We start from the raw sequence: 20,908 nt of genomic DNA on the forward strand, positions 1-20,908 counted from the left end.
GGGCAGGTCCGACCGCGTCGCCCGTCCGCCGTAAAGTCGATCCATGCGCCCCGCCGACGCAGAACCCACGCCGCTGCACGCCAGCGCGGCGGACCAGTCGCCCGAACTGCGGCCGTGGTCCATCCGTCGCCGCATGCTGGGCATCGCTCTCGGCGTCGCATTGCTCGCTTGGCTGGTGGGCGGCGTGGCGGCGTACCTGGCCGACCAGCAAGCCGATGCCCAGCTGCGCGACGGCCGGCTGGCCCACCTCGCGGAGACGCTGGCGGCGCTCTCCGAGCATGAGCTCGGCGAGCAGGCAGCCGATGCGCCCGGCGCGGAAGGGCACGGCACCGTGCGGCTGGAGCGCGACGTGCTCGGCGGCCGCTACCTGTTCCAGGTCTGGCGCGCCGATGGCCGCCTGGTGCTGCGCAGCCGCAGCGCGCCGGCCGATGTTCCGCTGATCGCACGCGCCGAGCCCGGCTTCGGCGCGTCCGTGCAGGGTGGCGATCGCCTGCGCACGTACCTGATGCGCAGCCGCGGCGGCGGTGGACCCGATGCGCTCGAGATCCACGTGGCCGAACGGCTCGACCCGGCTGAGAACAACTTCGCCACCTTGGGCGCCGGGCTGGTGGCCGCCATGCTGCTGTCGATGGGTGCCGTGGCGCTGCTGGCCGGATGGCTCGTGGTGCGTGCGCTGCGGCCCATGGGCGTGATCGAGGCGGCATTGAGGGGGCGCCAGCCTGCCGACGTCGCACCGCTGCCGGCCCACGACGTGCCGGAGGAGATGCGACCCATGCTGGCCGCCTTGAACGGCCTGATCCGTCGTGGTGGCGAGCGCCTCTCGCGCGAGCGTGGCTTCACCGCGCTGGCCGCGCACGAGCTGCGCATGCCGCTGGCCACGCTGCGGCTGCGGGCGCAGGTGGCGCTGCGCGAGACCGATCCCGACAAACGCGCGGCCCAACTCGCCGCGCTGCTGCCGGTGGTCGATCGCTGCGATCACCTGATCGCGCAATTGCTGACGCTGGCGCGTCTGGAGCAGGACGAACGCGCCGAGGCGCCCGAGCCGGTCGATCTGCGTGCGCTGGCCGACGAGTTGCTCGACGAGCTGGAGCCCATGGCCGCGAAGCGCCGTGTCCGGACGGTGCTCGAGCTCGACGCGCCGCAGTTGCGAGGCCGCCGCTTCGGCCTGCAGATGCTGCTGCGCAACCTGGTGGTCAACGCGCTGCGCCACAGCCCCGAAGGCGGCACCGTGCGCATCGCCAGCCGGCACGAGCCCGGCGCGACGCTGATCGAGGTCGACGATGCCGGTCCGGGCATTGCGCCCGCCGACCGTGAGCGCGTGTTCGAGCGCTTCGTGCGCCTCGATCGCGATGCCGCGGGCGTCGGCCTCGGGCTGTCGATCGTGCGCGCGGTGGCCGAGGCCCATGGCGCGAGCACGGCCCTGCTCGAGGCGCCCGGCGGCGGCCTGCGCGTGCGCGTCAGCTTTCCGGATGGGCCGGGCCCAGCCGGTAGCCCAGGCCCCGCACCGTGACGATGATGTCCGGCGCGAGCTTGCGGCGCAGGTAGTGCACGTAGACCTCGATCGTATTGCTCTCGATGCCGGTGGGGCCGCCGTAGAGCGCAGCTTCCAGCTGCGTGCGCGAGAAGAGGTGCGTCGGATGACGCATGAACTGCTCCAGCAGCCAGCGCTCGCGTTCGCGCAGCACGATGCGGCGGCCACGCCAGGACACCGTGCCCTGCGCCGGGTCGAGTCGCAGCGCGCCGTGCTGCAGCGCGCTGCCGCGGCCCGGCTGCGCATGCACGCGGCGCGTCACCGCGCGCAGGCGGGCGCTCAGCTCGCCGAGGTCGATCGGCTTGACCAGGTAGTCGTCCGCGCCGAGGTCGAGCATGTCGATGCGGTCGCTGTGCTGGCCACGCGCGGAGATCACGATCAGCGGCGTCGTGTCGCGGCGCTGGCGCATCTCGCGCAGCAGCACCTGGCCGTCGGCGTCGGGCAGCGTCAGGTCGAGCAGCACCGCGTCGAAGCGGTCGGACAGCAGCATCGATTCGAAGCGTGCGCCGCCGCGGACCCACAGCACCTCGTGACCCTCCTGCTGCAGGCCGTCGCGCAGCGCGGCGCCGAAGTCCTCGTCATCCTCGATCAGCAGCAGCTTCATTGCGCTACGCGGTCCCGAACTTGGTTTCGAAGCGGATGCCGACCTTCTGCAGCAGCGGCGTCGGCAGCAGGCCGCCGGCGCAGACGATCACCGCGTCGTTGGGCAGCTCCCGGCGGCCCTCGGCCAGGCGCAGCGTGACGCGGTCGGCCGCGATGGCCTCGACCTGCGAGGACAGCAGCACCTCGATGCGGCCGTCGCGCTGCGCCAATTGCAGCGCGTCGCGGTTCCTGGCCTTCACGCGCGAGAAGGCCTCGCTGCGGTAGGACAGCGTGACCGTGGTGCCGGGCTCGGCGGCCAGCGCGAGCGCGGCTTCGAGCGCGCTGTCCCCGCCGCCGACGACCAGCACGCGCTGGCCGCCGTACTGGGCCGCGTCGATCAGGCGATAGCAGACCTTGGGCGAGTCCTCGCCGGGCACATCCAGCTTGCGCGGCGTGCCGCGCCGGCCCATCGCGAGCAGCACGCAGCGCGTGCGGTACGCGTGCTGCTGGGTGTGCACGACGAAGCCTTCGCCGTCGGCGACGATGTCCTGCAGGCACTCGCGAAACTCGATGCGCAAGCCGGTCTTGTCCACGACACCGTTCCAGAACTCCAGCAGCGCTTCCTTCTGCACTTCGCCGAAGCGCACCTGCCCGACGACGGCCAGCTTCACCGGCGCGGTCATCGCGATCTTCTGGCGAGGATAGTGGAACACCGCCCCGCCCAGCGAGTCTTCCTGCTCCAGCAGCTTGTAGCGCAGCCCGTGCTCGATGCAGGCCAGGCCCGCCGACAGCCCGGCCGGCCCGCAGCCGACGATCACCACGTCGAGCTCGAAGCCGCTGCCGCCGCGGCGGCGGATCGCGTCGACCGCCTGCCGGCCCTGCTCGGCGGCCTTGCGGATCAGGCCCATGCCGCCGAGCTCGCCGGCGATGAACAGGCCCGGCACGTTGCTCTCGAACTGCGGCGAGACGTCGGGGATGTCGATGCCGCGGCGCTCGGTGCCGAAGACGAGGCGGATCGCCTCGAACGGGCAGGCGGCGTGGCAGGCGCCATGGCCGATGCAGGCGGCGGCATTGACCAGCGTCGCCTTGCCGCCGACCATGCCGAGCGCGCCTTCGGGACAGGCCTTGACGCACGAGCCCGAGCCGATGCAGGTCAGCGGGTCCACCACCGGATGCAGCGACGGCGGCTCGATCAGGCCGGCCTCCAGCGCCTGCTGCAGCTCCGCCGCATGCGCGCGCTGCTGCCGCTGTCGGCGCACGACGTAGAACGCCAGCACCAGTGCGAGCGCGACGGCGTACAGCGGCAGCCAGTTCATCGTGGCGGGGTCGGCGGCGTGACCGCCTGATCGATCTCGATGCGCAGGTCGCCGCTGCCCGGCGCGATTGCGGGCGACAGGCCCTGCAGGTCCCCGGGCTGCGGCTGCGCCTGGCCGCTGCGGCTGACGCGCGCGCCGACCACCACGCGTGCATCCCGCGGCAGCGCCGACAGCCGCGCGGCCGGCGACATCGCATGGCGGTCGTCGAGCGTGAAGCGCAGCGGCAGGTCGCGCACCCGGTGGCGCGTGATCGCCAGCGGCATGCGCCCGCCCTCGGCAGCGCGGGCGAAGACGAAGACGGTGTCGTCCGGCGCGGCCTGCGCGCGCAGCGCGGGTGACAGCGTGACCAGGCCGGCCAACGTGGCGGGCGACGGCTTGGCCGACGCGGTGACTGTCGCTGTCGCGGCCGTCCCGGCTGTCGCCGATGCGTCGGGTGTTGCCCGTGCCGCGGGTGCAGCGGGCGCCCCGGCCATGGTGCGCGCCTCGTCGATGGCCGGCAGGACCTGGCGGCGCATCGGGTTGTCGGCGGGCGCGGTGTCACGCAGGTGCTCCCAGTGCGCGAGTGCGCCGGCCGGGTCGCCGCGGTCGAAGGCTTCGGTGCCGGCGAGGAACAGGGCCTTCGGGTTGTCGGGCTGCAGCTCGAGCGCGCGCCGCACCAGGCGGATCGGCTCGCCGTCCAGCCGCCGCTGCTGCGTCATCGCCAGCGCATCGGCGAAGTCGGCCAGCAGCATGGCGTCGTCGGGCTGGCGCTTGCTGGCCTGGCGGAAGGCCGGCACGGCCTGGTCGTGGCGGCCGGTCACCGCGTACGAGCGCGCCAGCATCGCCCAGCCGGCGGCGTCGTCGGGCTGCTGCTGCAGGCGGGCGGCGAGGCGCTCGGTCATGCCGGCGATCTGCTCGCGGCCCAGCTCGTGTGGCGCGGCCGGGTCGCCGGCGGTGGCCGCCTCGGGGCCGAGCGACGGATGGCCGGCGGGCATCGCGCCCGCGGTGGGTGGCGCGGCGTCCAGGGCCGCCAGATCGCCGAGCCATGAATAACCGCCGATCAGCACGGCCATCGCCATCGCCACGATCGTGCCGATCAGCCGCCGCGGCAGCGGCCGTCGTGCGGCGGCGGCGGACGCCGGCACCGCGGCAGCGACGTGCGCGCCGATCTGGCGCTCGAGCGCGGCGCGGGCCTCGGCGTGCGCCGGGTCGCCCAGCGCGCCGGCGGCGTGCAGGCCGTCGAGCTGGTGCAACTGCTCGCGCCAGCGCGGCAGCGGATCGTCGATCGCCGGCGTGCGGTGCGGCGCGGCATGCCACAGCGGGCGGGTCAGCACCAGCAGGGTCAGCGCGGCCAGCGCGGCGGCGAGCATCAGGAAGGTGGTCATCGCGCGGCCTCCGGCTCGTCGTCCATCTCGGTGTCGAAGCGGCCGGGGTCCAGCCGCGCGCGCCGGCGCAGCGTCAGCGCCAGCGTGCCGAGCGCACCGGCCAGCAGCAGCCCGGGGCCGGCCCACAGCAGCCACGTCGCCGGCTTCAGCGGCGGGCGGTAGAGCACGAAGTCGCCGTAGCGCTCGGTCATGTAGCGGCGCACCTCGTCGTCGCTGGCGCCGCGCTTCAATTGCACGCGCAGCTCGCGCCGCAGGTCCTCGGCCAGGCCCGAATGCGAGTCGGCGATGGTCTGGTTCTGGCACACCAGGCAGCGCAGCTCGGCCGCGACGGCGAGCATGCGCGCCTCGAGCGCCGGGTCGTCGGCCGCGGGGGCCGCCTCGCCGGCATGGGCGGGCAGCAGCGCGGCCAGGCACAGCGCCACGGCGGCCGACCGGAGGGTGTGGCGCAGGCAGGGCAGGGGGCGCAGAGCCTCAAGGCGTCTTCGCATGCAGTGTCTCCAGCAGCGGCACCAGCTGGCCGCGAATGATCTCGGCATCGAGCGGACCGACGTGCTTGAACCGCACCACGCCGGCGCGGTCGATCACGAAGGTCTCCGGCACGCCATAGACGCCGAAGTCGATGCCGGCGCGGCCGTCGCCGTCGTGCAGCGACATCGCATACGGATCGCCGTGGCGCGCCAGCCAGCGCGTGGCGGCGCCGCGCTCGTCCTTGTAGTTGAGGCCGACGATGCGTACCGCCCGCTGCCGGGCGAACGCCAGCAGCGCCGGGTGTTCCGCCGCACAGCCGGTGCACCAGGAGGCCCACACGTTGAGCAGCCAGACCTCGCCGGCGAAGTCCTCGCGCCGTATGGTGCGCGCGGCGTCGTCCAGCCGCCCCAGCGCGAACGCCGGCGCCGGCTTGCCGACCAGCGGGCTCGGCACCGCGCGCGGGTCGAGTTGCAGGCCGCGGCCGAGGAAGAAGACCAGCACGGCGAACACCGCCAGCGGGATCGCGAAGCGCAGCCACTTCATGCGGCGGCCTCCTGCGGATGAGCGGCGGACGGCGGCCCGGCTGTGGTGGCCGGTGACGCTGCGACGGCGGTCATCTCCGCCGCGGCACCGGCGGCCGCCGCGGTCGCGGCGTCGACAACGCCGGCCTTGGCCGCGTTCTTCGCGCGATAGCGACGGTCGCTCGCCGCCAGCGCGCCGCCCAGCGCCATCAGCACGCAGCCGCCCCAGATCCAGTCGATGAAGGGCTTGACGTACAGCCGCACGATCCAGGTGCGGTCGTCGACCGGCTCGCCCAGCGACACGTACAGGTCGCGCAGCAGGCCGGGCGCGATCGCCGCCTCGGTCATCGGGTTGCGCTGCACGCGGTAGACGCGCTTCTCCGGCGCCAGCCGCGCGATGACGCGGCCGTCGCGCTCGACCGTCACCTCGCCGCGCACGGCGTCGTAGTTCGGCCCCGGCACGTCGCGCAGCGCGGCGAGCGTGAAGCGCAGGCCGTCGAGCTCGGCATGGTCGCCGACGCCCATGCGCAGGTCGCGCTCGACCTCGTGGCTGCGCACCACCGTGACGCCCAGCACGAAGGCGGCGACGCCCAGGTGCGCCAGCATCATGCCGGCGCTCGCGCGCGGCAGGCTGCGCAGCCGCGCCAGGCGGGAGCCGGCGGCACCCGGTGCGAGCCAGCGCGCGAAGTCCGCGACCGTCGTCGCGACGATCCACAGCGCGACGACGAGGCCCACGGTCGTCAGGCTGGCCAGCCGGCCGCCCAGCGCGGCGATCGTCACGCCGGCGCCGATCGCGAGGCCGGCGCACCAGGCCAGCGGCCGCGCGAGCTGGCGCCACGAGGCCTGCTTCCACGCCGCCAGCGGGCCGATGCCCAGCAGCAGCAGCAGCGGCAGCATCACGGGCACGAACACGGTGTCGAAGTAGGGCGGGCCGACCGAGATCTTGCCCAGCCCCAGGGCATCCAGCGCCAGCGGGTACAGCGTGCCCAGCAGCACGCTGGCCATCGCGGCGACCAGCATCACGTTGTTGGCCAGCAGCATCGACTCCTTCGATACCAGCCCGAAGCGCGCGCCCAGGCCGATGCGCGGCGCGCGCCAGGCGTACAGCGCGAGCGACGCGCCGACCACCAGCGCGAGGAAGCCGAGGATGAACAGCCCGCGCCGCGGATCGGTGGCGAAGGCATGCACCGACGACAGCACGCCCGAGCGCACGAGGAAGGTGCCCAGCAGCGACAGCGAGAAGCCGAGGATCGCCAGCAGCACGGTCCAGCTCTTGAACGCGCCGCGCTTTTCGGTCACCGCCAGCGAGTGGATCAGCGCGGTGCCGACCAGCCACGGCATGAAGGAGGCGTTCTCCACCGGGTCCCAGAACCACCAGCCGCCCCAGCCCAGCTCGTAGTAGGCCCACGCGCTGCCGAGCGCGATGCCCAGCGTCAGGAAGCACCAGGCCGCGGTGGTCCAGGGCCGGGTCCAGCGCGCCCAGCGGTGGTCGAGGTCGCCGCCGATCAGCGCCGCGACCGCGAACGCGAACGCCACCGAGAAGCCGACGTAGCCCATGTACAGCAGCGGCGGATGGAACACCATGCCCGGGTCCTGCAGCAGCGGGTTGAGGTCGCGCCCATCGGGCGGCACCGGCCACAGGCGGTCGAACGGGTTCGACGTGACGAGCAGGAAGACGAGGAAGCCGACCGACAGCATGCCCATCACCGCGAGGATGCGCGCCAGAACCGGCGCCGGCAGCGCGCGGCCGAGGCGGCTGACGGCCAGCGTCCAGCCCTGCAGCATCAGCAGCCACAGCAGCATCGAGCCCTCGTGGCCGCCCCAGACGGCGGCGATGCGGTACGGCAGTGGCAGCAGCCGGTTCGAGTTCTGCGCGACGTAGGCGATCGAGAAGTCATGCCGCACGAAAGACGCGGCCAGCAGCGCGAAGGCCAGCACCACCAGCAGCGCCTGCGCGTCGGCGGCGCTGCGGCCCAGCGCCATCCAGTCGTCGCGCGCGCGCGCGGCACCCGCCAGCGGCAGCGTGGCCTGCACGAGGGCCGCGCCGAGCGCGAGCAGCAAGGCCACCTGGCCCAGTTCAGCGATCACTTGCGCGCCTCCTGCAGGGCCTGCGCCGCTTCCGGCGGCATGTAGTTCTCGTCGTGCTTGGCCAGCACTTCCTGCGCGACGAAGACCCCGTCGGCGCCCAGCCGGCCCTGCGCGACGACGCCTTTGCCCTCCTTGAACAGGTCCGGCAGGATGCCCTCGTAGCGCACGGCGATCGTGCGCGCGGTGTCGGTGACGCGGAAGTGCACCGTCAGGTCGCGCCGCTGCACGCTGCCGCGCTCGACCAGGCCGCCGAGGCGGAAGGTGCGGGCCGCGGGCGCCTCCTGCGCCGCCACCTGGCTGGGCGAGTAGAAGAACACGAGGTTGCGGTTGAACGCGTTGAGCACCAGCGCGACGGCGGTGCCGAGCACCGCGAGCCCCGCGGCAATGGCCGCCATGCGGCGGTGGCGTGGTTTCATCAGCGGGTCTCCGTGTCCAGGTCGTCGAAGTCGCGCGGCGCCTCGCCGCGGCGCTCGGTGCGCCGCGCCGCCCAGGCCTCGGCCAGCAGCGCGAGCAGCGTCAGGCCGTAGGCACCCCAGACGAAGACGCCATGGCCGCCGAGCGCCAGCCATGCGGGCCAGTCGGCAACGGCACTCATGCGCGATGCTCCTGATGGGCGCGGGCCCAGTCGTGGACCGCTTCGCGCGCCAGCGCGAGGCCGCGCGCGCGGGTGAAGACGGCGGCGAAGGCGAAGGCCCAGAAGGCCAGCGTCATCACCAGCATGGCCGCCAGCATCGTTCGCGCCATCGTCGGCGCGGCCGTGATGCTGACGCTCGCGCCCTGGTGCAGCGTGCTCCACCAGCGCACCGAGAAGTAGATGATCGGCACGTTCAGCGCGCCGACGATCGCCAGCAGCGCGGTCGCCGCGTCGGCGCGGCGGCGGTCGTCGATGGCCGCGCGCAGCGTGATCACGCCGAGGTAGAGGAACAGCAGGATCAGCTCCGAAGTCAGCCGCGCGTCCCAGACCCAGTAGGTGCCCCAGGTCGGCCGGCCCCACAGCGCGCCGGTGACCAGCGCGACGGCGGTGAACATCGCCCCGGTGGGCGCGATCGCCTCGGCCAGGATCGCGGCCATGCGCACGCGCCAGGCCCAGCCGACCGCCGCCCAGCCGGCCATCGCCAGGTACAGCAGCATCGACATCCAGGCCGCCGGCACGTGGATGTAGATGATCCGGTAGGCCTCGCGCTGCACCGCGTCGGTCGGCGCGACGGCGAAGCCGAGCCACAGGCCCACCAGCGCGAGCGCGATGCAGGCGGCCCAGAGCCAGGGTACGACGGTCCTTGCCAGCGCACAGAAGCGCACCGGCGCGGCCCAGGTGGTCAGGCGCCAGCGCGCGCCGGGGGCGGGCGAGGGCAGGTCGAGGGCGGGAAACATGCGAGTCACTCCATGGCGATGCGCAGCGCGTGCGCGGTGGCCCAGGGGGCGAGCACGGCGCTGAAGAGCGCGAAGGCGCCCAGCAGCGACAGGTGCGCCGCCGCGCTCAGGCCGTCCTGCGCCGCGGCCACCGCGGCGGCGCCGAACACCAGCACCGGCGTCAGCAGCGGCAGGATCAACAGCACCAGCAACATGCCGCCGGCGCGCAGGCCCAGCGTCAGCGCGGCACCCAGGCCGCCCAGCAGGCTGAGCACCGGTGTGCCGAGCGCGAGCGAGGCCACCAGGACGCCCAGCGCCGCGGCGTCGAGCCCGAAGACCAGGCCGATCACCGGCGCGGCCAGCAGCAGCGGCACGCCGGTCACGCACCAGTGCGCCATGGCCTTGGCCGCGGCGAGCGCGAAGCCGCTGCGCGGCGCCAGCAGCATCTGCTCCAGCGAGCCGTCGGCGGCATCGGAGGCGTACAGCGTGGCTACCGACAGCATCGCCGCCAGCAGCGCCGCGACCCACAGCACGCCGGCCGCCATCTGGCGCAGCACCGCGGCCTCCGGCCCCACGCCGAGCGGGAACAGGCTGGTGGCGATGACGAAGAAAGTGAGCGGCAGAACGATGTCGATGCGGCGGCGCGAGGCGAGCAGCAGGTCGCGCTGCAGCAGCGCGGCGAAGCCGAGCTCGTCGTCGACCTCGTCGGCCGGCATCGCGTCGCCCGCCAGCGATTCGGCCGGCAGCGCCGGCACGGCTGTCCTCATGGCCGCACCTCGTCCAGGTCGAGCACGTCCACGGCCGGCATGCCCTGCGGCGGCGGCTGGTGGCTCGCGAACATCAGGCTGCCGCCGCGCGCCACATGCGCCGCGGCCAGGCGGGCGAGCCAGCGCAGCGCGTCGGCATCGAGTGCGTCGAAGGGCTCGTCGAGCAGCCACAGCCCCGGTGCGTCCTCCAGCGCCAGACGCGCCAGCGCGACGCGCCGGCGCTGGCCTTGCGACAGCGTGCGCACCGGCCGCACCGCGTGCGTGGCGACGCCGGCGCCCTCCAGCGCCGCGGCGATGCGCGGCGCGTCGAAGCGGCGGCCGTGCAGCCGCGCGACGAAGCGCAGGGCCTCGGCGGCACTCAGGTCGTCCTTCAGCGCGTTGCCGTGGCCGATCCAGACCCGCTCGCGCCGGAAGCGCGCGCTGCGCGCCAGCGGCTCGTCGCCCCACTGCAGCGTGCCGGCGGCCGGCTCCGCCAGGCCCGCGGCCAGCCGCAGCAGGCTGGTCTTGCCGCGGCCGTTGCGCCCGCGCAGCCACAGCGCGCGGCCGGCCGGCAGCGTCAGGGCGAGGCCGTGGAACAGCCAGCGCTCGCCGCGCCGGCAGGCCAGCGCCTGGGCGCTCAGCGTGGGCAGTCGATGGTGCTCAGAACTCAATGCGCACCCCCAGCGAGTAATTGACGCGGCGCGTGGACTCCTGCGTCGTCGTCAGCGCGCCGTCGACGGCGTTCTGGTGCCGCGTCGCGCGGCCGATCTCCCAGGTCACGGCCGACTCGACCGCCAGCCGCTTCCAGCCGCGATAGGTCACGCGCAGGCCGGGCGACCAGCGGCGATTGCTGCTGCCGGTGCTGGTGGTGTCGCGGTACCACTGCAGCGTCGGCTCGACCAGCCATGAACCCAGCAGCGACGAGTTGTTGTAGCTGACGAGCGTGCCGTCGAGCAGCACGCTGGCGATGCGGCTGACCGACAGCACGTGCGTGTCGCGCGCCGAGTACAGGTTCAGCCCGATCAGCTGCGCGCTGGTGGTGACGATGTCGCCGGTGGCCGGGCGGCCGTTCTCGAAGCCGGCGACCTCGGGCACCGGCGGGATTGCGCCGGTGTTGGTCAGCTGCACGCTGCCGGCGACCTGCCAGTTCTTGTTCAGCGGCTTGGTGACGCCGACCTGCGCCTGCGTGATGTCCGGCGTGATGCGCCTGACCTGGTCGCGCAGCGCCGCCACCGTGGTGCCGGCCAGCCGGTCGCGGATGCGCCGCATCAGCACGCCGGGCTGGGCCGGGTCCTCGAAGGTCAGCGCGTTGCCCAGCGCCAGCGTGCTGAGCTTGCGCCGGTCGTAGAGCGCGTTCCACACCGTGTTGTCCTCGGTGATCAGGGTCGCCTGCACGCTGGCGGTGTTCAGCGCGCCGATCGCCACGTCGTAGTCGAACTGCGAGAACACCGTGGTGCCGGCGCGGAAGAAGCGCAGGTCCAGGCCGACCGCGCGGCGATCGGTCAGGCCGTCGATGCGCTGCTCGATCGCGTAGACGCCGAGGCCGAAGCCGCCGGGCAGCCGCTCCGCGTCGACCGACGCGCCGAGGAAGCGGCGCTTCGAGTCGAAATAGCGGTCGGTCGGCTCGCCGGCCACGGCGCCGATCTTCAGGCGCGGCGTCAGCTGGTAGCTGCCCCTGGCGCCGTCGAAGCGGCTCGTCACGCCGCCGCCGGTGGGCGACTGGCGGCCCAGGCGCACGCTCCAGCCGCCGGCGATCGAGCGGTGGTCGAAGTACAGCGCCGACAGGCGGTTGCGGCTCTTGTCGGGACGCAGCTGGTCGCGCGTGTACGAGTCGCGGAAGACGAAGCGCTGTTCGAGCGCGCTGTTGCGGCGGCGCCAGTTGAGGTCGACGTCGGTGTAGAGCTGGCGCGAGCGATCGGCGCTCAGCGTCGGGTCGCCGGCGACCTGCGGCACGCCGGCGATCGGCGAGTCCAGGAAGTCGCGGCTGCGCACCTGGCCGTTGCCGCCGTACGCGGTGAGCGAGGTCGAGCCGTTGATGGTGACCTCGGGCTCGGGTGGCGGTGCGGTGATGGCCTCGGCCATGGACGGGGCGCCCGGCATGCCCGGAGTGGCCAGCGTGGGTGCCGCCGGCAGCGTGGCCAGCAGCGCGCGCACGCGGTCGCTGCCCTCGCCCTGCGGCCACAGCGTCAGGTAGGTCTCCAGCTCGGCGCGGGCGCGCGCGGGGTCGCCGGCGGCCAGGTGCACGCGGCCGGCGAGCTCCTGGGCGTCGCGCGTCGACGTCGTCGGCGGCAGCTCGAGCAGCTGGTTCAGCGCCTCGATCGCCTCGGCATGGCGGCCGGCGTCGAAGGCGGCGCGGGCGCGGGCGAGAAGCTCGGCGGTGCGGGCTTCGAGCTCGGGCGACGCGGCGGCCGTCGCGGGCGCCGCGGCGGTGCCGGGCGCGGCGCCTGCCGGCGGCGCGACCGGAGGCCCGGCCGTGGGGGCGGTAGTGGGTGGTGCGGTGATGGGTGCGGTGGTGGGCGCGGCTGTCGGGGCGGGCGCGGGGACGGGTGCCGGGGCCGGGGCCGGGGGGCGTGCGGGTGCGGCGCGTGCGGCCGGGGACGCGGGCAGCGGCAGGCCGCGTCCTTTGCCCGTCAGCACGACGTCGATCGCGCGGTTGCCGCGGCCTGCCCGCACACGCAGCTGCACCGGCTCGCCGAAACGCAGCACCAGGCGGCGCAGCTGGTCGCCGGGTTCGCTGCGGTCGGCCTCGTCGGTCAGCTCGATCTCCGGCACGCCGGCGGCAGCGCGCAGCCGCCGCGCCTGCATCGGCGTCGCCAGCTGGCGGTTGGTCGTCGTCAGCAGCGAGTAGACGACCTGCGTCAGGTCGCCCGAACGGGTGGTGGCGGAGCGCTGGAACTGCACTTCGGTGGCGAAGCGCACCTGCAGCACGGCATCGTCGCCTTCGCGCCGGATGTCGACCTCGTCGATGACCTGCGAGCAGGCGGCGCCGGCAGCGAACAGCAAAGGCGCGGCAAAGGCGCAGGGCAGGATCGGGAATGGTGGCTTCAAGGCGGTGCTGCGGGCGGGTTGGAGGAGGCGGGTCAGTCCCACTTGGTGTACGGGCTGCCCTTGGTGCCGAGCGGGCGGTGGCAGCCGGACTGCGAGCAGTCGGTGACGCCGGTGGACTTCTCGTGCGTCAGCGACTTGCGCTCCATGCCGCCGGCGTAGCTGGTGCCGCTCTGGTGGCAGGCCTTGCACCAGCCGGCGCCGTTGCCGAGCGAGCCGTTGTGGTTCATCTTCTGCGTGCCCCAGCTCGTCGTGCTGCTGTGGCAGGCGTTGCAGTCCATGCCCGCGCCGTTGAGCAGCTGCACCTCGGGAATGTGGTTCGCCGGCTTGGCCAGCGCGTTCGAGCCGGTGTAGCTGCCGTTGTGGCAGGACTTGCACAGCCCGGTGGTGACCACGCTGTGGTTCATCGTCACCGAGGTGGTCCACGAGGCCTGCGACTTGTGGCAGGAATCGCAGCGCGCGATGCCCGACGGGATCGGCAGGTGCGTGGCGGGCTTGCCCTTCGCGGTGCTGCCGTTGTGGCAGGTGTCGCAGGTGCCGGTGCCCACCGCATTGCTGGGCGAGTGCGCGAACGACACGTTGGCCCAGCTGGCGGTGGACTTGTGGCAGCTCTCGCAATTGCCGGTGACGGTGGCGTGCAGCGGCGTCGGGGGCTTGCCGACGGCGTTGAGGTAGCTGCCGGTGTGGCACGAGAAGCAGCCGGTGGAGACGCTGTAGGACGCGTGGAACTTGCCGTTGGCCCAGGTCGTGGTGCTGCCCTTGTGGCAGGCGTCGCAATTGGCGGCGGCGGACACGGCGACCGTCTGATAGGGGATGTGGTTGCCCGGGCGGCCGTCCGCAGGTGGGTAGCCGCCCGTGTGGCAGCTGGCGCATTGCGCGGCGACCAGCACTTGCGTGTGGTTCCACTTCGACGGCACCCATGCGGTGGTGCCGTGGCAGGCGAAGCAGTTGGTCGCGCCCACGGGGATGTGCGTGCCGGGCTTGCCGGTGGCGCTGCTGCCGTTGTGGCAGTTGGCGCAGATCGTCGCGTCGTTGAAGCCGGTGTGGTCGACCTTGGCGCCGGCCCAGGTGGTGGTGGACTTGTGGCAGCTCTCGCAGTTGCCGGTGACGGTGGCGTGCACGGACGTGGCGGGCTTGCCGACGGCGTTGAGGTAGCTGCCGGTGTGGCACGAGAAGCAGCCGGTGGAGACGCTGTAGGACGCGTGGAACTTGCCGTTGGCCCAGGTCGTGGTGCTGCCTTTGTGGCAGGCGTCGCAGTTGGCGGACGACGACACGGCGACGGTCTGGTACGGGATGTGATTGCCCGGCCGGCCATCGGCAGGCGGATAGCCGCCGGTGTGGCAGGACGCGCATTGCGCGGCGACCAGCGTCTGGGTGTGGTTCCACTTCGATGGAATCCACGAGGTCGTGCCATGGCAGGCGAAGCAGTTGGTCGCGCCCACGGGGATGTGCGTGCCCGGCTTGCCGGTGGCGCTGCTGCCGTTGTGGCAGTTGGCACAGATGGTCGCGGCGGTGAAGCCGCTGTGATCGACCTTGGCGCCGGCCCAGGTGGTGGTGGACTTGTGGCAGCTTTCGCAGTTGCCCGTGACGCTGGCGTGCACGGCGGTCGCCGGCTTGCCCACCGCATTGAGGTAGCTGCCGGTGTGGCAGGAGGCGCAGCCGGTGGAGACGCTGTAATACGCGTGGAACTTGCCGTTGGCCCAGGTCGTAGTGCTGCCCTTGTGGCAGGCGTCGCAGTTGGCGGACGACGACACGGCGACGGTCTGGTACGGGATGTGATTGCCCGGCCGGCCATCGGCAGGCGGATAGCCGCCGGTGTGGCAGGACGCGCATTGCGCGGCGACGGCGGTCTGGGTGTGGTTCCGCTTCGACGGTACCCAGCCGCTGGTGCCGTGGCAGGTGAAGCAACTGGTCGAGCCCGCGGGGATGTGCGTCCCGGACTTGCCGGTGGCCGACGAGCCGTTGTGGCAGCTCGCGCAGTTGGTCGCGTCGTTGAAGCCCGTGTGGTCGACCTTGGCGCCGCCCCACGTGGTGGTGGACTTGTGGCAGCTCTCGCAATTGCCGGTGACGCTGGCGTGGATCGGCGTCGAGGGCTTGCCGACGGCATTGAGGTAGTTGCCGGTGTGGCAGGCGGCACAGCCCGACGAGACGCCGTAGTAGGCGTGGAACTTGCCATTGGCCCAGGTCGTGGTGCTGCCCTTGTGGCAGGCGTCGCAATTGGCCGACGACGACACGGCCACGGTCTGGTAGGGGATGTGGTTCGCCGGCCGGCCATCGGCAGGCGGATAGCCGCCGGAGTGGCAGGACGCGCATTGCGCGGCGACGGCGGTCTGCGTGTGGTTCCACTTCGATGGAATCCACGACGTCGTGCCATGGCAGGCGAAGCAGTTGGTCGCCCCGACGGGGATGTGCGTGCCGGACTTGCCGGTGGCGCTGCTGCCGTTGTGGCAGCTCGCGCAGTTGGTCGCGCCATTGAAGCCGCTGTGGTCGACCTTGGCGCCGGCCCACGTGGTTGTCGACTTGTGGCAGCTCTCGCAATTGCCGGTGACGCCGGCATGGATCGGCGTCGAGGGCTTGCCGACGGCATTGAGGTAGTTGCCGGTATGGCAGGAGGCACAGCCGGACGAGACGCCGTAGTACGCGTGGAACTTGCCATTGGCCCAGGTGGTGGTCGATCCCTTGTGGCAACCGTCGCAATTGGCCGATGACGAGACCGAGACCGTCTGGTACGGGATGTGGTTCGCCGGCCGGCCATCGGCAGGCGGATAGCCACCCGAGTGGCAGGACGCGCATTGCGCGGCCACAGCGGTCTGCGTGTGATTCCACTTCGACGGCGTCCAGCCACTGGTGCCGTGGCACGCGAAGCAGTTGGTCGAGCCCGCCGGGATGTGCGAACTCGACTTGCCAGTGGCCGACGAGCCGTTGTGGCAGCTCGCGCAGTTGGTCGCGTCGTTGAAGCCGGCGTGGTCGACCTTGGCACCGGACCAGGTCGTCGTCGACTTGTGGCAGCTCTCGCAGTTGCCGGTGACGCCGGCGTGGATCGGCGTCGAGGGCTTGCCGACGGCATTGAGGTAGTTGCCGGTATGGCAGGAGGCACAGCCGGACGAGACGCCGTAGTACGCGTGGAACTTGCCATTGGCCCAGGTGGTGGTCGATCCCTTGTGGCAACCGTCGCAATTGGCCGATGACGAGACCGAGACCGTCTGGTACGGGATGTGGTTCGCCGGCCGGCCATCGGCAGGCGGATAGCCACCCGAGTGGCAGGACGCGCATTGCGCGGCGACGGCGGTCTGCGTGTGATTCCACTTCGACGGCGTCCAGCCACTGGTGCCGTGGCACGCGAAGCAGTTGGTCGAACCCACCGGGATGTGCGAGCTCGACTTGCCGGTGGCCGACGAGCCGTTGTGGCAGCTCGCGCAGTTGGTCGCGTCGTTGAAGCTGGCGTGGTCGACCTTGGCGCCGGACCAGGTGGTGGTGGACTTGTGACAGCTCTCGCAGTTGCCGGTGACGCTGGCGTGGATCGGCGTCGAGGGCTTGCCGACGGCGCTCAGGTAGTTGCCGGTATGGCAGGAGGCGCAGTTGGACGAGGCGCCGTAGTACGCGTGGAATTTGCCGTTGGCCCAGGTCGACGTCGACCCCTTGTGGCACCCGTCGCAATTGGCCGACGACGACACGGCGACGGTCTGGTACGGGATGTGGTTCGCCGGCCGGCCATCGGCGGGCGGATAGCCGCCGGAGTGGCAGGACGCGCATTGCGCGGCGACGGCGGTCTGCGTGTGGTTCCACTTCGATGGAGCCCAACCGCCGGTACCGTGGCAGGCGAAGCAGTTGGTCGAGCCCGCCGGGATGTGCGTGCCGGACTTGCCGGTGGCCGACGAGCCGTTGTGGCAGCTCGCGCAGTTGGTCGCGTCGTTGAAGCCCGTGTGGTCGACCTTGGCGCCGGCCCACGTGGTGGTGGACTTGTGGCAGCTCTCGCAGTTGCCGGTGACGCTGGCGTGGATCGGCGTCGACGGCTTGCCGACGGCATTGAGGTAGTTGCCGCCATGGCAAGCCGCGCAGCCGGCCGAGACGCCGTAGTACGCATGGAACTTGCCGTTGGCCCAGGTCGTGAACGAACCCTTGTGGCAGGCGTCGCAGTTGGCCGATGCCGCCGCCGCGATGTTCTGGTACGGGATGTGGTTGGCGGGTCGCCCGTCGGCCGGCGCATAGCCCCCCGTGTGGCAGGCGCTGCATTGCGCGGTGACGGTGGCCTGCGTGTGGTTCCATTTCGATGGCAGCCAGCCCGTGGTCGTGTGGCAGCTGGCGCAGTTGGCGCTGCCCACCGGGACGTGCGTCGCCGCCTTGCCCGCGGCGGCCGTGCCGTCGTGGCAGCTCGCGCAGGCGGTGCCGGCGCTGAAGCCGGCGTGGTCGACCTTGGTGCCGGCCCAGGTGCCGGTGGACTTGTGGCAGCTCTCGCAGTTGCCGCTGACGTTGGCGTGGACCGCATTGGACGGCTTGGCCGTGGCGGCCAGCCGGGTGCCGTCGTGGCAGGCGGCGCAGCCGGTGGCGACGGTGAAGTTCGCATGCAGCCGGCCGTTGGCCCAGCTCGTCGTGCTGCCCTTGTGGCAGGCATCGCAGTTGGCGGAGGCCGTCGCGGCGACGCTCTGGTTAGGGATGTGCCTGGCCGGGCGGCCGTCGGCGGGCGGGAAGCCCCCAGAGTGGCAGCTGGCGCATTGCGCTGCCACCGCGAACTGCGTGTGGTTCCAGGTCGACGGCTTCCAGCCGGTCGTCGCGTGGCAGGCGCCGCAGGTCGCCGCGCCGGCGGGCATGTGCGTGGCCGGCTTGCCCGCGGCGGCCGCGCCGTCGTGGCAGCGCGCGCAGGCGGTCGATGCGTCGAACACGGCATGGTCGACCTTGGCGCCGGCCCAGCTGGTGGTGGACTGGTGGCAGCGCTCGCAGGTGCCGCTCACATTGGCGTGTATCGTGTCGGCCGGCTTCGCTGCGGCATTGGCGACGCCGCCGCCGTGGCAGGTGGCGCAGCCGCCGGACAGCGCGACGCCGGCATGCACGCGCGCGCCGGACCAGCTCGCATACCCGGCCTTGTGGCAGGCGCCGCAGTCCGCGCCGGCGATCGCGGCCACGCTCTGGTAGGGCACGTGGTTCGCCGGCTTGCCGTCGGCCGGCGGGTAGCCGCCCGAGTGGCAGCCGGCGCACTGGCCGGCGACCGGCAGCTGCGTGTGGTTCCACGCGGTCGGCCGCCACTGCGCGTACGAGCGGTGGCAGTCGTCGCAGGCCGCCGCGCCGGTAGGCACGTGCTGTGCCGGCCTGGCCGTCGCGCGGCTGCCGTTGTGGCAGCTCGCACAGCTGCCCGGCGCGACGCCGGCGTGGTCGAAGGCGACCAGCGGCAGCCAGGCGCCGCTGCGGTGGCAGCTGTCGCACGAGGCACGTGTGGCGACGTGGTTCGCGGGCTTGCCCGGCGCGGCGCTGCCGTTGTGGCAGGTGGCGCAGCCGCCGTTGGCAGCGGCGGCATGGTTGAAGCGCGCGCCGGCGAAGGACTTGGTGCCGTGGCAGCTGTCGCAGGCCAGCGTCGTGGGCAGGTGGTTGGCCGGCATCACCACGTTGCCGCGCGCGAAGCGCTGGCCGGCACGGTGGCAGGCGGCACAGTCGCGCGGCGTGCCCTGCAGGATGCCGTCCTGGTGGCAGGCCTCGCAGCGCGCCTGCGCATGCTGGCCGCTCAGCGCGAAGCCGGTGCGCAGGTGGTCGAAGCCGGACGTGCCCGCCTGGCCGCGCGCCGCGGTGGCCGCGGCCAGCACCGCCAGCACCAGCAGCAGCAACCCCAGCCACAGGCGCGCGCGCCGGCCGGAACCCGGCGGCGCCCCGGCGCCCAGGCGGTGCCGACGGCCCGTCATGACGGCGCCCTCGGTGCCGGCGTCTCGCTGCCGCGGTGGCGGATGCGCTTCCAGTCGCCGGTGTCGTGGCAGCGCTCGCATTGCGCGCCGAAGGCGCCGTCGTGGCGGTCGTCGCGTTGGTGGCAGGCCAGGCAGCCGCCGCCGATGGGCGCGATCGGCTGGCCGCGTGGCGCGGGCGCCGCGTGGCAGCGCTCGCAGGCCAGCTTCAGGTGCGCGCCGTCGAGCGCGAAGCGCGTGCGCCGCGCATGGTCGAAGGACCACAGCCGCCAGCTTCGTGCGTTATGACAGCTGTCGCAGGCGCTGCCCAGGCGCAGCTGGTGGCGGTCGTCGGCGCGGTGGCAGCCGTCGCAGTCGCGCGGCGCCTCGCGGTAGCGCTTGCTCTTGTGGCAGGCGCCGCACTCGACCGCCAGGTGTCGTCCCAGCAGCGCAAACCGGGCGCGCGCATGGTCGAAGCGCACGTCGAGCCAGCGCGTGTCGGCATGGCAGGCCTCGCAGCGCTCGCCGAGCTGGCCGGCGTGGCTGTCGTCGCGGCGATGGCAGGCGATGCAGTCGCGTGGCGTGTCGCGGTAGTGCTTCGCGTCGGCATGGCAGTCGCGGCAGGCGATGCGCGGTGCCGCATGCGCGCCGCGCAGCGCGAAGCGGGTGCGCTGGTGGTCGAAGGCCGGCGCCGGCTTCCAGGCCGCCTCGCCATGGCAGTCGGCGCAGCGCGGGCCCAGCGTGCCGGCATGACGGTCGTCCGTGCGGTGGCAGGCCGCGCAGTCCGTCGGCGTGGCGCGGTAGTCGGCACTGCGGTGGCAGGCGGCGCACTTCGTGTCGCGATGGCGGCCGCGCAGCACGAAGCGGGTCTTGTCGTGGTCCAGGCGCGCGACGTCCTTCCAGCCGCGCTCGGCGTGGCAGGCGGCACAGTCCTCGCCCAGGCTCGGCCGGTGCCGGTCGTCCTGGCGGTGGCAGGCGATGCAGGTCGACGGCGTGTCGCGGTAGCGCGTGTCGCGGTGGCAATCGGCGCAGCGCACGTCGCGGTGCCGGCCCAGCAGCGCGAAGCGCGTGCGGTCATGGTCGAAGCGGCCGCCGGTCTCCTTCCAATCGCGCTCGCCGTGGCAGGCCTGGCAGTCGCGGCCCAGCGCACCCTGGTGCTTGTCGTCGCGGCGGTGGCAATCGATGCAGGCGCTGCCGAGCTTGTCGCGGTACAGCGCCCCGGTGTGGCAGGCGCCGCACTCGGCGCTGCGGTGCTTGCCGCGCAGCGCGAAGCGCGTCTCGGCCTCGTGGTTGAAGCGGTGCGGCTTCCAGGCCTGCGTGCCGTGGCAGCTCTCGCACTTGGGGCCGTAGCGGCCGCGGTGGCCGCGCGCGCCGTCGTCGTCCTTGCGGTGGCAGCCGATGCACTCGCGCGGGGTCTCGCGCAGCGCGCCGCCGCGGTGGCAGTCGGCGCACTTGGCGTCGGCATGGCGGCCGGCCAGCGCGAAGCGCGTGCGGTCGTGGTCGAAGCGCGCGGGTTTCCAGCCGGCTTCGCCGTGGCAGTCGGCGCAGGCGTTGCCGAGGCTGCCCTTGTGCACGTCGTCGCGGCGGTGGCACGAGGCGCAGTCGGCGGGCGCCTGGCGGTGCTTGCGGCCGGCCGGGTGGCACTGGCTGCACGCCACCTCGCGGTGGCGGCCGCGCAGCGCGTAGTCGGTCTGGGCATGGTCGAAGCGCTTCTCGTCGAGCAGGACGATGCGCGCGTCGCGCCCCTTGTGGTCGGTGTGGCAGCCGCGGCAGGGCTGCGGCCGCTGGCGGCCATGGAACCCGGTGTGCTGCCGCACGTCAGCCCCGACGTCCTGGTGGCAGGCCATGCAGCGCTCGTTCTGCGCGGCGCGGTCGAAGCGCACGTGGCATTGCGCGCAGTCGTCGTCCCACTTCGCATGGCCGCGGATGAGCTCGCCCGGACGCAGCACCGATTCGATGCCCTGCGCCGGCGCCGCGGCCGCGGCCAGCAGCAGGGCGCAGGCGGCGATCAGCCGGCGCAGCGCGGAGTGCAT

Annotated in this window: 15 protein-coding genes; 1 reads left to right on the forward strand and 14 read right to left on the reverse strand. The window is 73.1% G+C overall.

Going from position 1 to position 20,908, the window contains the following annotated elements; translation table 11 throughout:
- The first annotated feature begins 43 nt into the window (after positions 1-43).
- Positions 44-1,510, forward strand: a complete 1,467-nt coding sequence (locus P1K89_RS23850; protein ID WP_284619030.1) for an ATP-binding protein — start codon at positions 44-46, stop codon at positions 1,508-1,510.
- Here P1K89_RS23850 and P1K89_RS23855 read toward each other — a convergent pair.
- Genes P1K89_RS23855 through P1K89_RS23920 form a run of 14 tightly spaced genes read right to left on the reverse strand, consistent with a single transcriptional unit; the run spans position 1,458 to position 20,908 of the window.
- Entirely contained in the window at positions 1,458-2,135 is a 678-nt protein-coding gene (locus P1K89_RS23855; protein WP_284619031.1) for a response regulator transcription factor, read from the reverse strand. The two genes, P1K89_RS23850 and P1K89_RS23855, sit on opposite strands and share 53 nt — an antisense overlap.
- A gap of 4 nt (positions 2,136-2,139) precedes the next feature.
- Positions 2,140-3,429, reverse strand: a complete 1,290-nt coding sequence (locus tag P1K89_RS23860) for an NAD(P)-binding domain-containing protein (protein ID WP_284619032.1) — start codon at positions 3,427-3,429, stop codon at positions 2,140-2,142.
- Positions 3,426-4,793: a c-type cytochrome biogenesis protein CcmI gene (gene ccmI, locus P1K89_RS23865; RefSeq protein ID WP_284619033.1), complete on the reverse strand. Its 1,368-nt coding sequence runs from the start codon at positions 4,791-4,793 to the stop codon at positions 3,426-3,428. Before ccmI ends, P1K89_RS23860 begins: the two co-directional genes overlap by 4 nt.
- Entirely contained in the window at positions 4,790-5,281 is a 492-nt protein-coding gene (locus P1K89_RS23870) for a cytochrome c-type biogenesis protein (protein ID WP_284619034.1), read from the reverse strand. The genes ccmI and P1K89_RS23870 overlap by 4 nt, the downstream gene beginning before the upstream one ends.
- Positions 5,265-5,804, reverse strand: a complete 540-nt coding sequence (locus P1K89_RS23875) for a DsbE family thiol:disulfide interchange protein (RefSeq protein WP_284619035.1) — start codon at positions 5,802-5,804, stop codon at positions 5,265-5,267. Before P1K89_RS23875 ends, P1K89_RS23870 begins: the two co-directional genes overlap by 17 nt.
- Entirely contained in the window at positions 5,801-7,870 is a 2,070-nt protein-coding gene (locus P1K89_RS23880; RefSeq protein WP_284619036.1) for a heme lyase CcmF/NrfE family subunit, read from the reverse strand. The genes P1K89_RS23875 and P1K89_RS23880 overlap by 4 nt, the downstream gene beginning before the upstream one ends.
- Complete coding sequence (gene ccmE, locus P1K89_RS23885; RefSeq protein WP_284619037.1) at positions 7,867-8,286, reverse strand: cytochrome c maturation protein CcmE; 420 nt, start codon at positions 8,284-8,286, stop codon at positions 7,867-7,869. The genes P1K89_RS23880 and ccmE overlap by 4 nt, the downstream gene beginning before the upstream one ends.
- Positions 8,286-8,465 (reverse strand): heme exporter protein CcmD, encoded by a 180-nt coding sequence (ccmD, locus tag P1K89_RS23890; RefSeq protein WP_284619038.1) that lies wholly within the window; start codon positions 8,463-8,465, stop codon positions 8,286-8,288. The genes ccmE and ccmD overlap by 1 nt, the downstream gene beginning before the upstream one ends.
- Entirely contained in the window at positions 8,462-9,241 is a 780-nt protein-coding gene (gene ccmC / locus P1K89_RS23895) for a heme ABC transporter permease CcmC (protein ID WP_284619039.1), read from the reverse strand. Before ccmC ends, ccmD begins: the two co-directional genes overlap by 4 nt.
- Positions 9,242-9,246: 5 nt before the next feature.
- Positions 9,247-9,987: a heme exporter protein CcmB gene (gene ccmB, locus P1K89_RS23900; RefSeq protein WP_350082016.1), complete on the reverse strand. Its 741-nt coding sequence runs from the start codon at positions 9,985-9,987 to the stop codon at positions 9,247-9,249.
- Positions 9,984-10,637, reverse strand: a complete 654-nt coding sequence (gene ccmA, locus P1K89_RS23905; RefSeq protein ID WP_284619040.1) for a cytochrome c biogenesis heme-transporting ATPase CcmA — start codon at positions 10,635-10,637, stop codon at positions 9,984-9,986. Before ccmA ends, ccmB begins: the two co-directional genes overlap by 4 nt.
- A complete protein-coding gene (locus tag P1K89_RS23910) occupies positions 10,627-13,014 on the reverse strand; it encodes a tetratricopeptide repeat protein (protein ID WP_284619041.1) in 2,388 nt (795 codons plus the stop codon). The genes ccmA and P1K89_RS23910 overlap by 11 nt, the downstream gene beginning before the upstream one ends.
- 32 nt (positions 13,015-13,046) lie before the next feature.
- Positions 13,047-18,899, reverse strand: coding sequence for a cytochrome c3 family protein (locus tag P1K89_RS23915; protein ID WP_284619042.1), 5,853 nt, complete (start codon positions 18,897-18,899; stop codon positions 13,047-13,049).
- Positions 18,896-20,908, reverse strand: coding sequence for a cytochrome c3 family protein (locus tag P1K89_RS23920; protein WP_284619043.1), 2,013 nt, complete (start codon positions 20,906-20,908; stop codon positions 18,896-18,898). Before P1K89_RS23920 ends, P1K89_RS23915 begins: the two co-directional genes overlap by 4 nt.

It is taken from the genome of Aquabacterium humicola (genome assembly GCF_030167915.1).
In the GTDB taxonomy this organism is placed as follows: Bacteria; Pseudomonadota; Gammaproteobacteria; order Burkholderiales; family Burkholderiaceae_C; genus Pseudaquabacterium; species Pseudaquabacterium humicola.

Excerpts from the sequence above, each read along its gene's own strand:
- ccmD (WP_284619038.1), bottom strand. The coding sequence starts at position 8,465 with ATGAGTGCCGTTGCCGACTGGCCCGCATGGCTGGCGCTCGGCGGCCAT.
- ccmI (WP_284619033.1), bottom strand. The coding sequence starts at position 4,793 with ATGACCACCTTCCTGATGCTCGCCGCCGCGCTGGCCGCGCTGACCCTG.
- P1K89_RS23875 (WP_284619035.1), bottom strand. The coding sequence starts at position 5,804 with ATGAAGTGGCTGCGCTTCGCGATCCCGCTGGCGGTGTTCGCCGTGCTG.
- P1K89_RS23920 (WP_284619043.1), bottom strand. The coding sequence starts at position 20,908 with ATGCACTCCGCGCTGCGCCGGCTGATCGCCGCCTGCGCCCTGCTGCTG.
- ccmC (WP_284619039.1), bottom strand. The coding sequence starts at position 9,241 with ATGTTTCCCGCCCTCGACCTGCCCTCGCCCGCCCCCGGCGCGCGCTGG.
- ccmE (WP_284619037.1), bottom strand. The coding sequence starts at position 8,286 with ATGAAACCACGCCACCGCCGCATGGCGGCCATTGCCGCGGGGCTCGCG.
- P1K89_RS23860 (WP_284619032.1), bottom strand. The coding sequence starts at position 3,429 with ATGAACTGGCTGCCGCTGTACGCCGTCGCGCTCGCACTGGTGCTGGCG.
- P1K89_RS23855 (WP_284619031.1), bottom strand. The coding sequence starts at position 2,135 with ATGAAGCTGCTGCTGATCGAGGATGACGAGGACTTCGGCGCCGCGCTG.
- P1K89_RS23915 (WP_284619042.1), bottom strand. The coding sequence starts at position 18,899 with ATGACGGGCCGTCGGCACCGCCTGGGCGCCGGGGCGCCGCCGGGTTCC.
- P1K89_RS23850 (WP_284619030.1), top strand. The coding sequence starts at position 44 with ATGCGCCCCGCCGACGCAGAACCCACGCCGCTGCACGCCAGCGCGGCG.
- ccmB (WP_350082016.1), bottom strand. The coding sequence starts at position 9,987 with ATGAGGACAGCCGTGCCGGCGCTGCCGGCCGAATCGCTGGCGGGCGAC.
- P1K89_RS23870 (WP_284619034.1), bottom strand. The coding sequence starts at position 5,281 with ATGCGAAGACGCCTTGAGGCTCTGCGCCCCCTGCCCTGCCTGCGCCAC.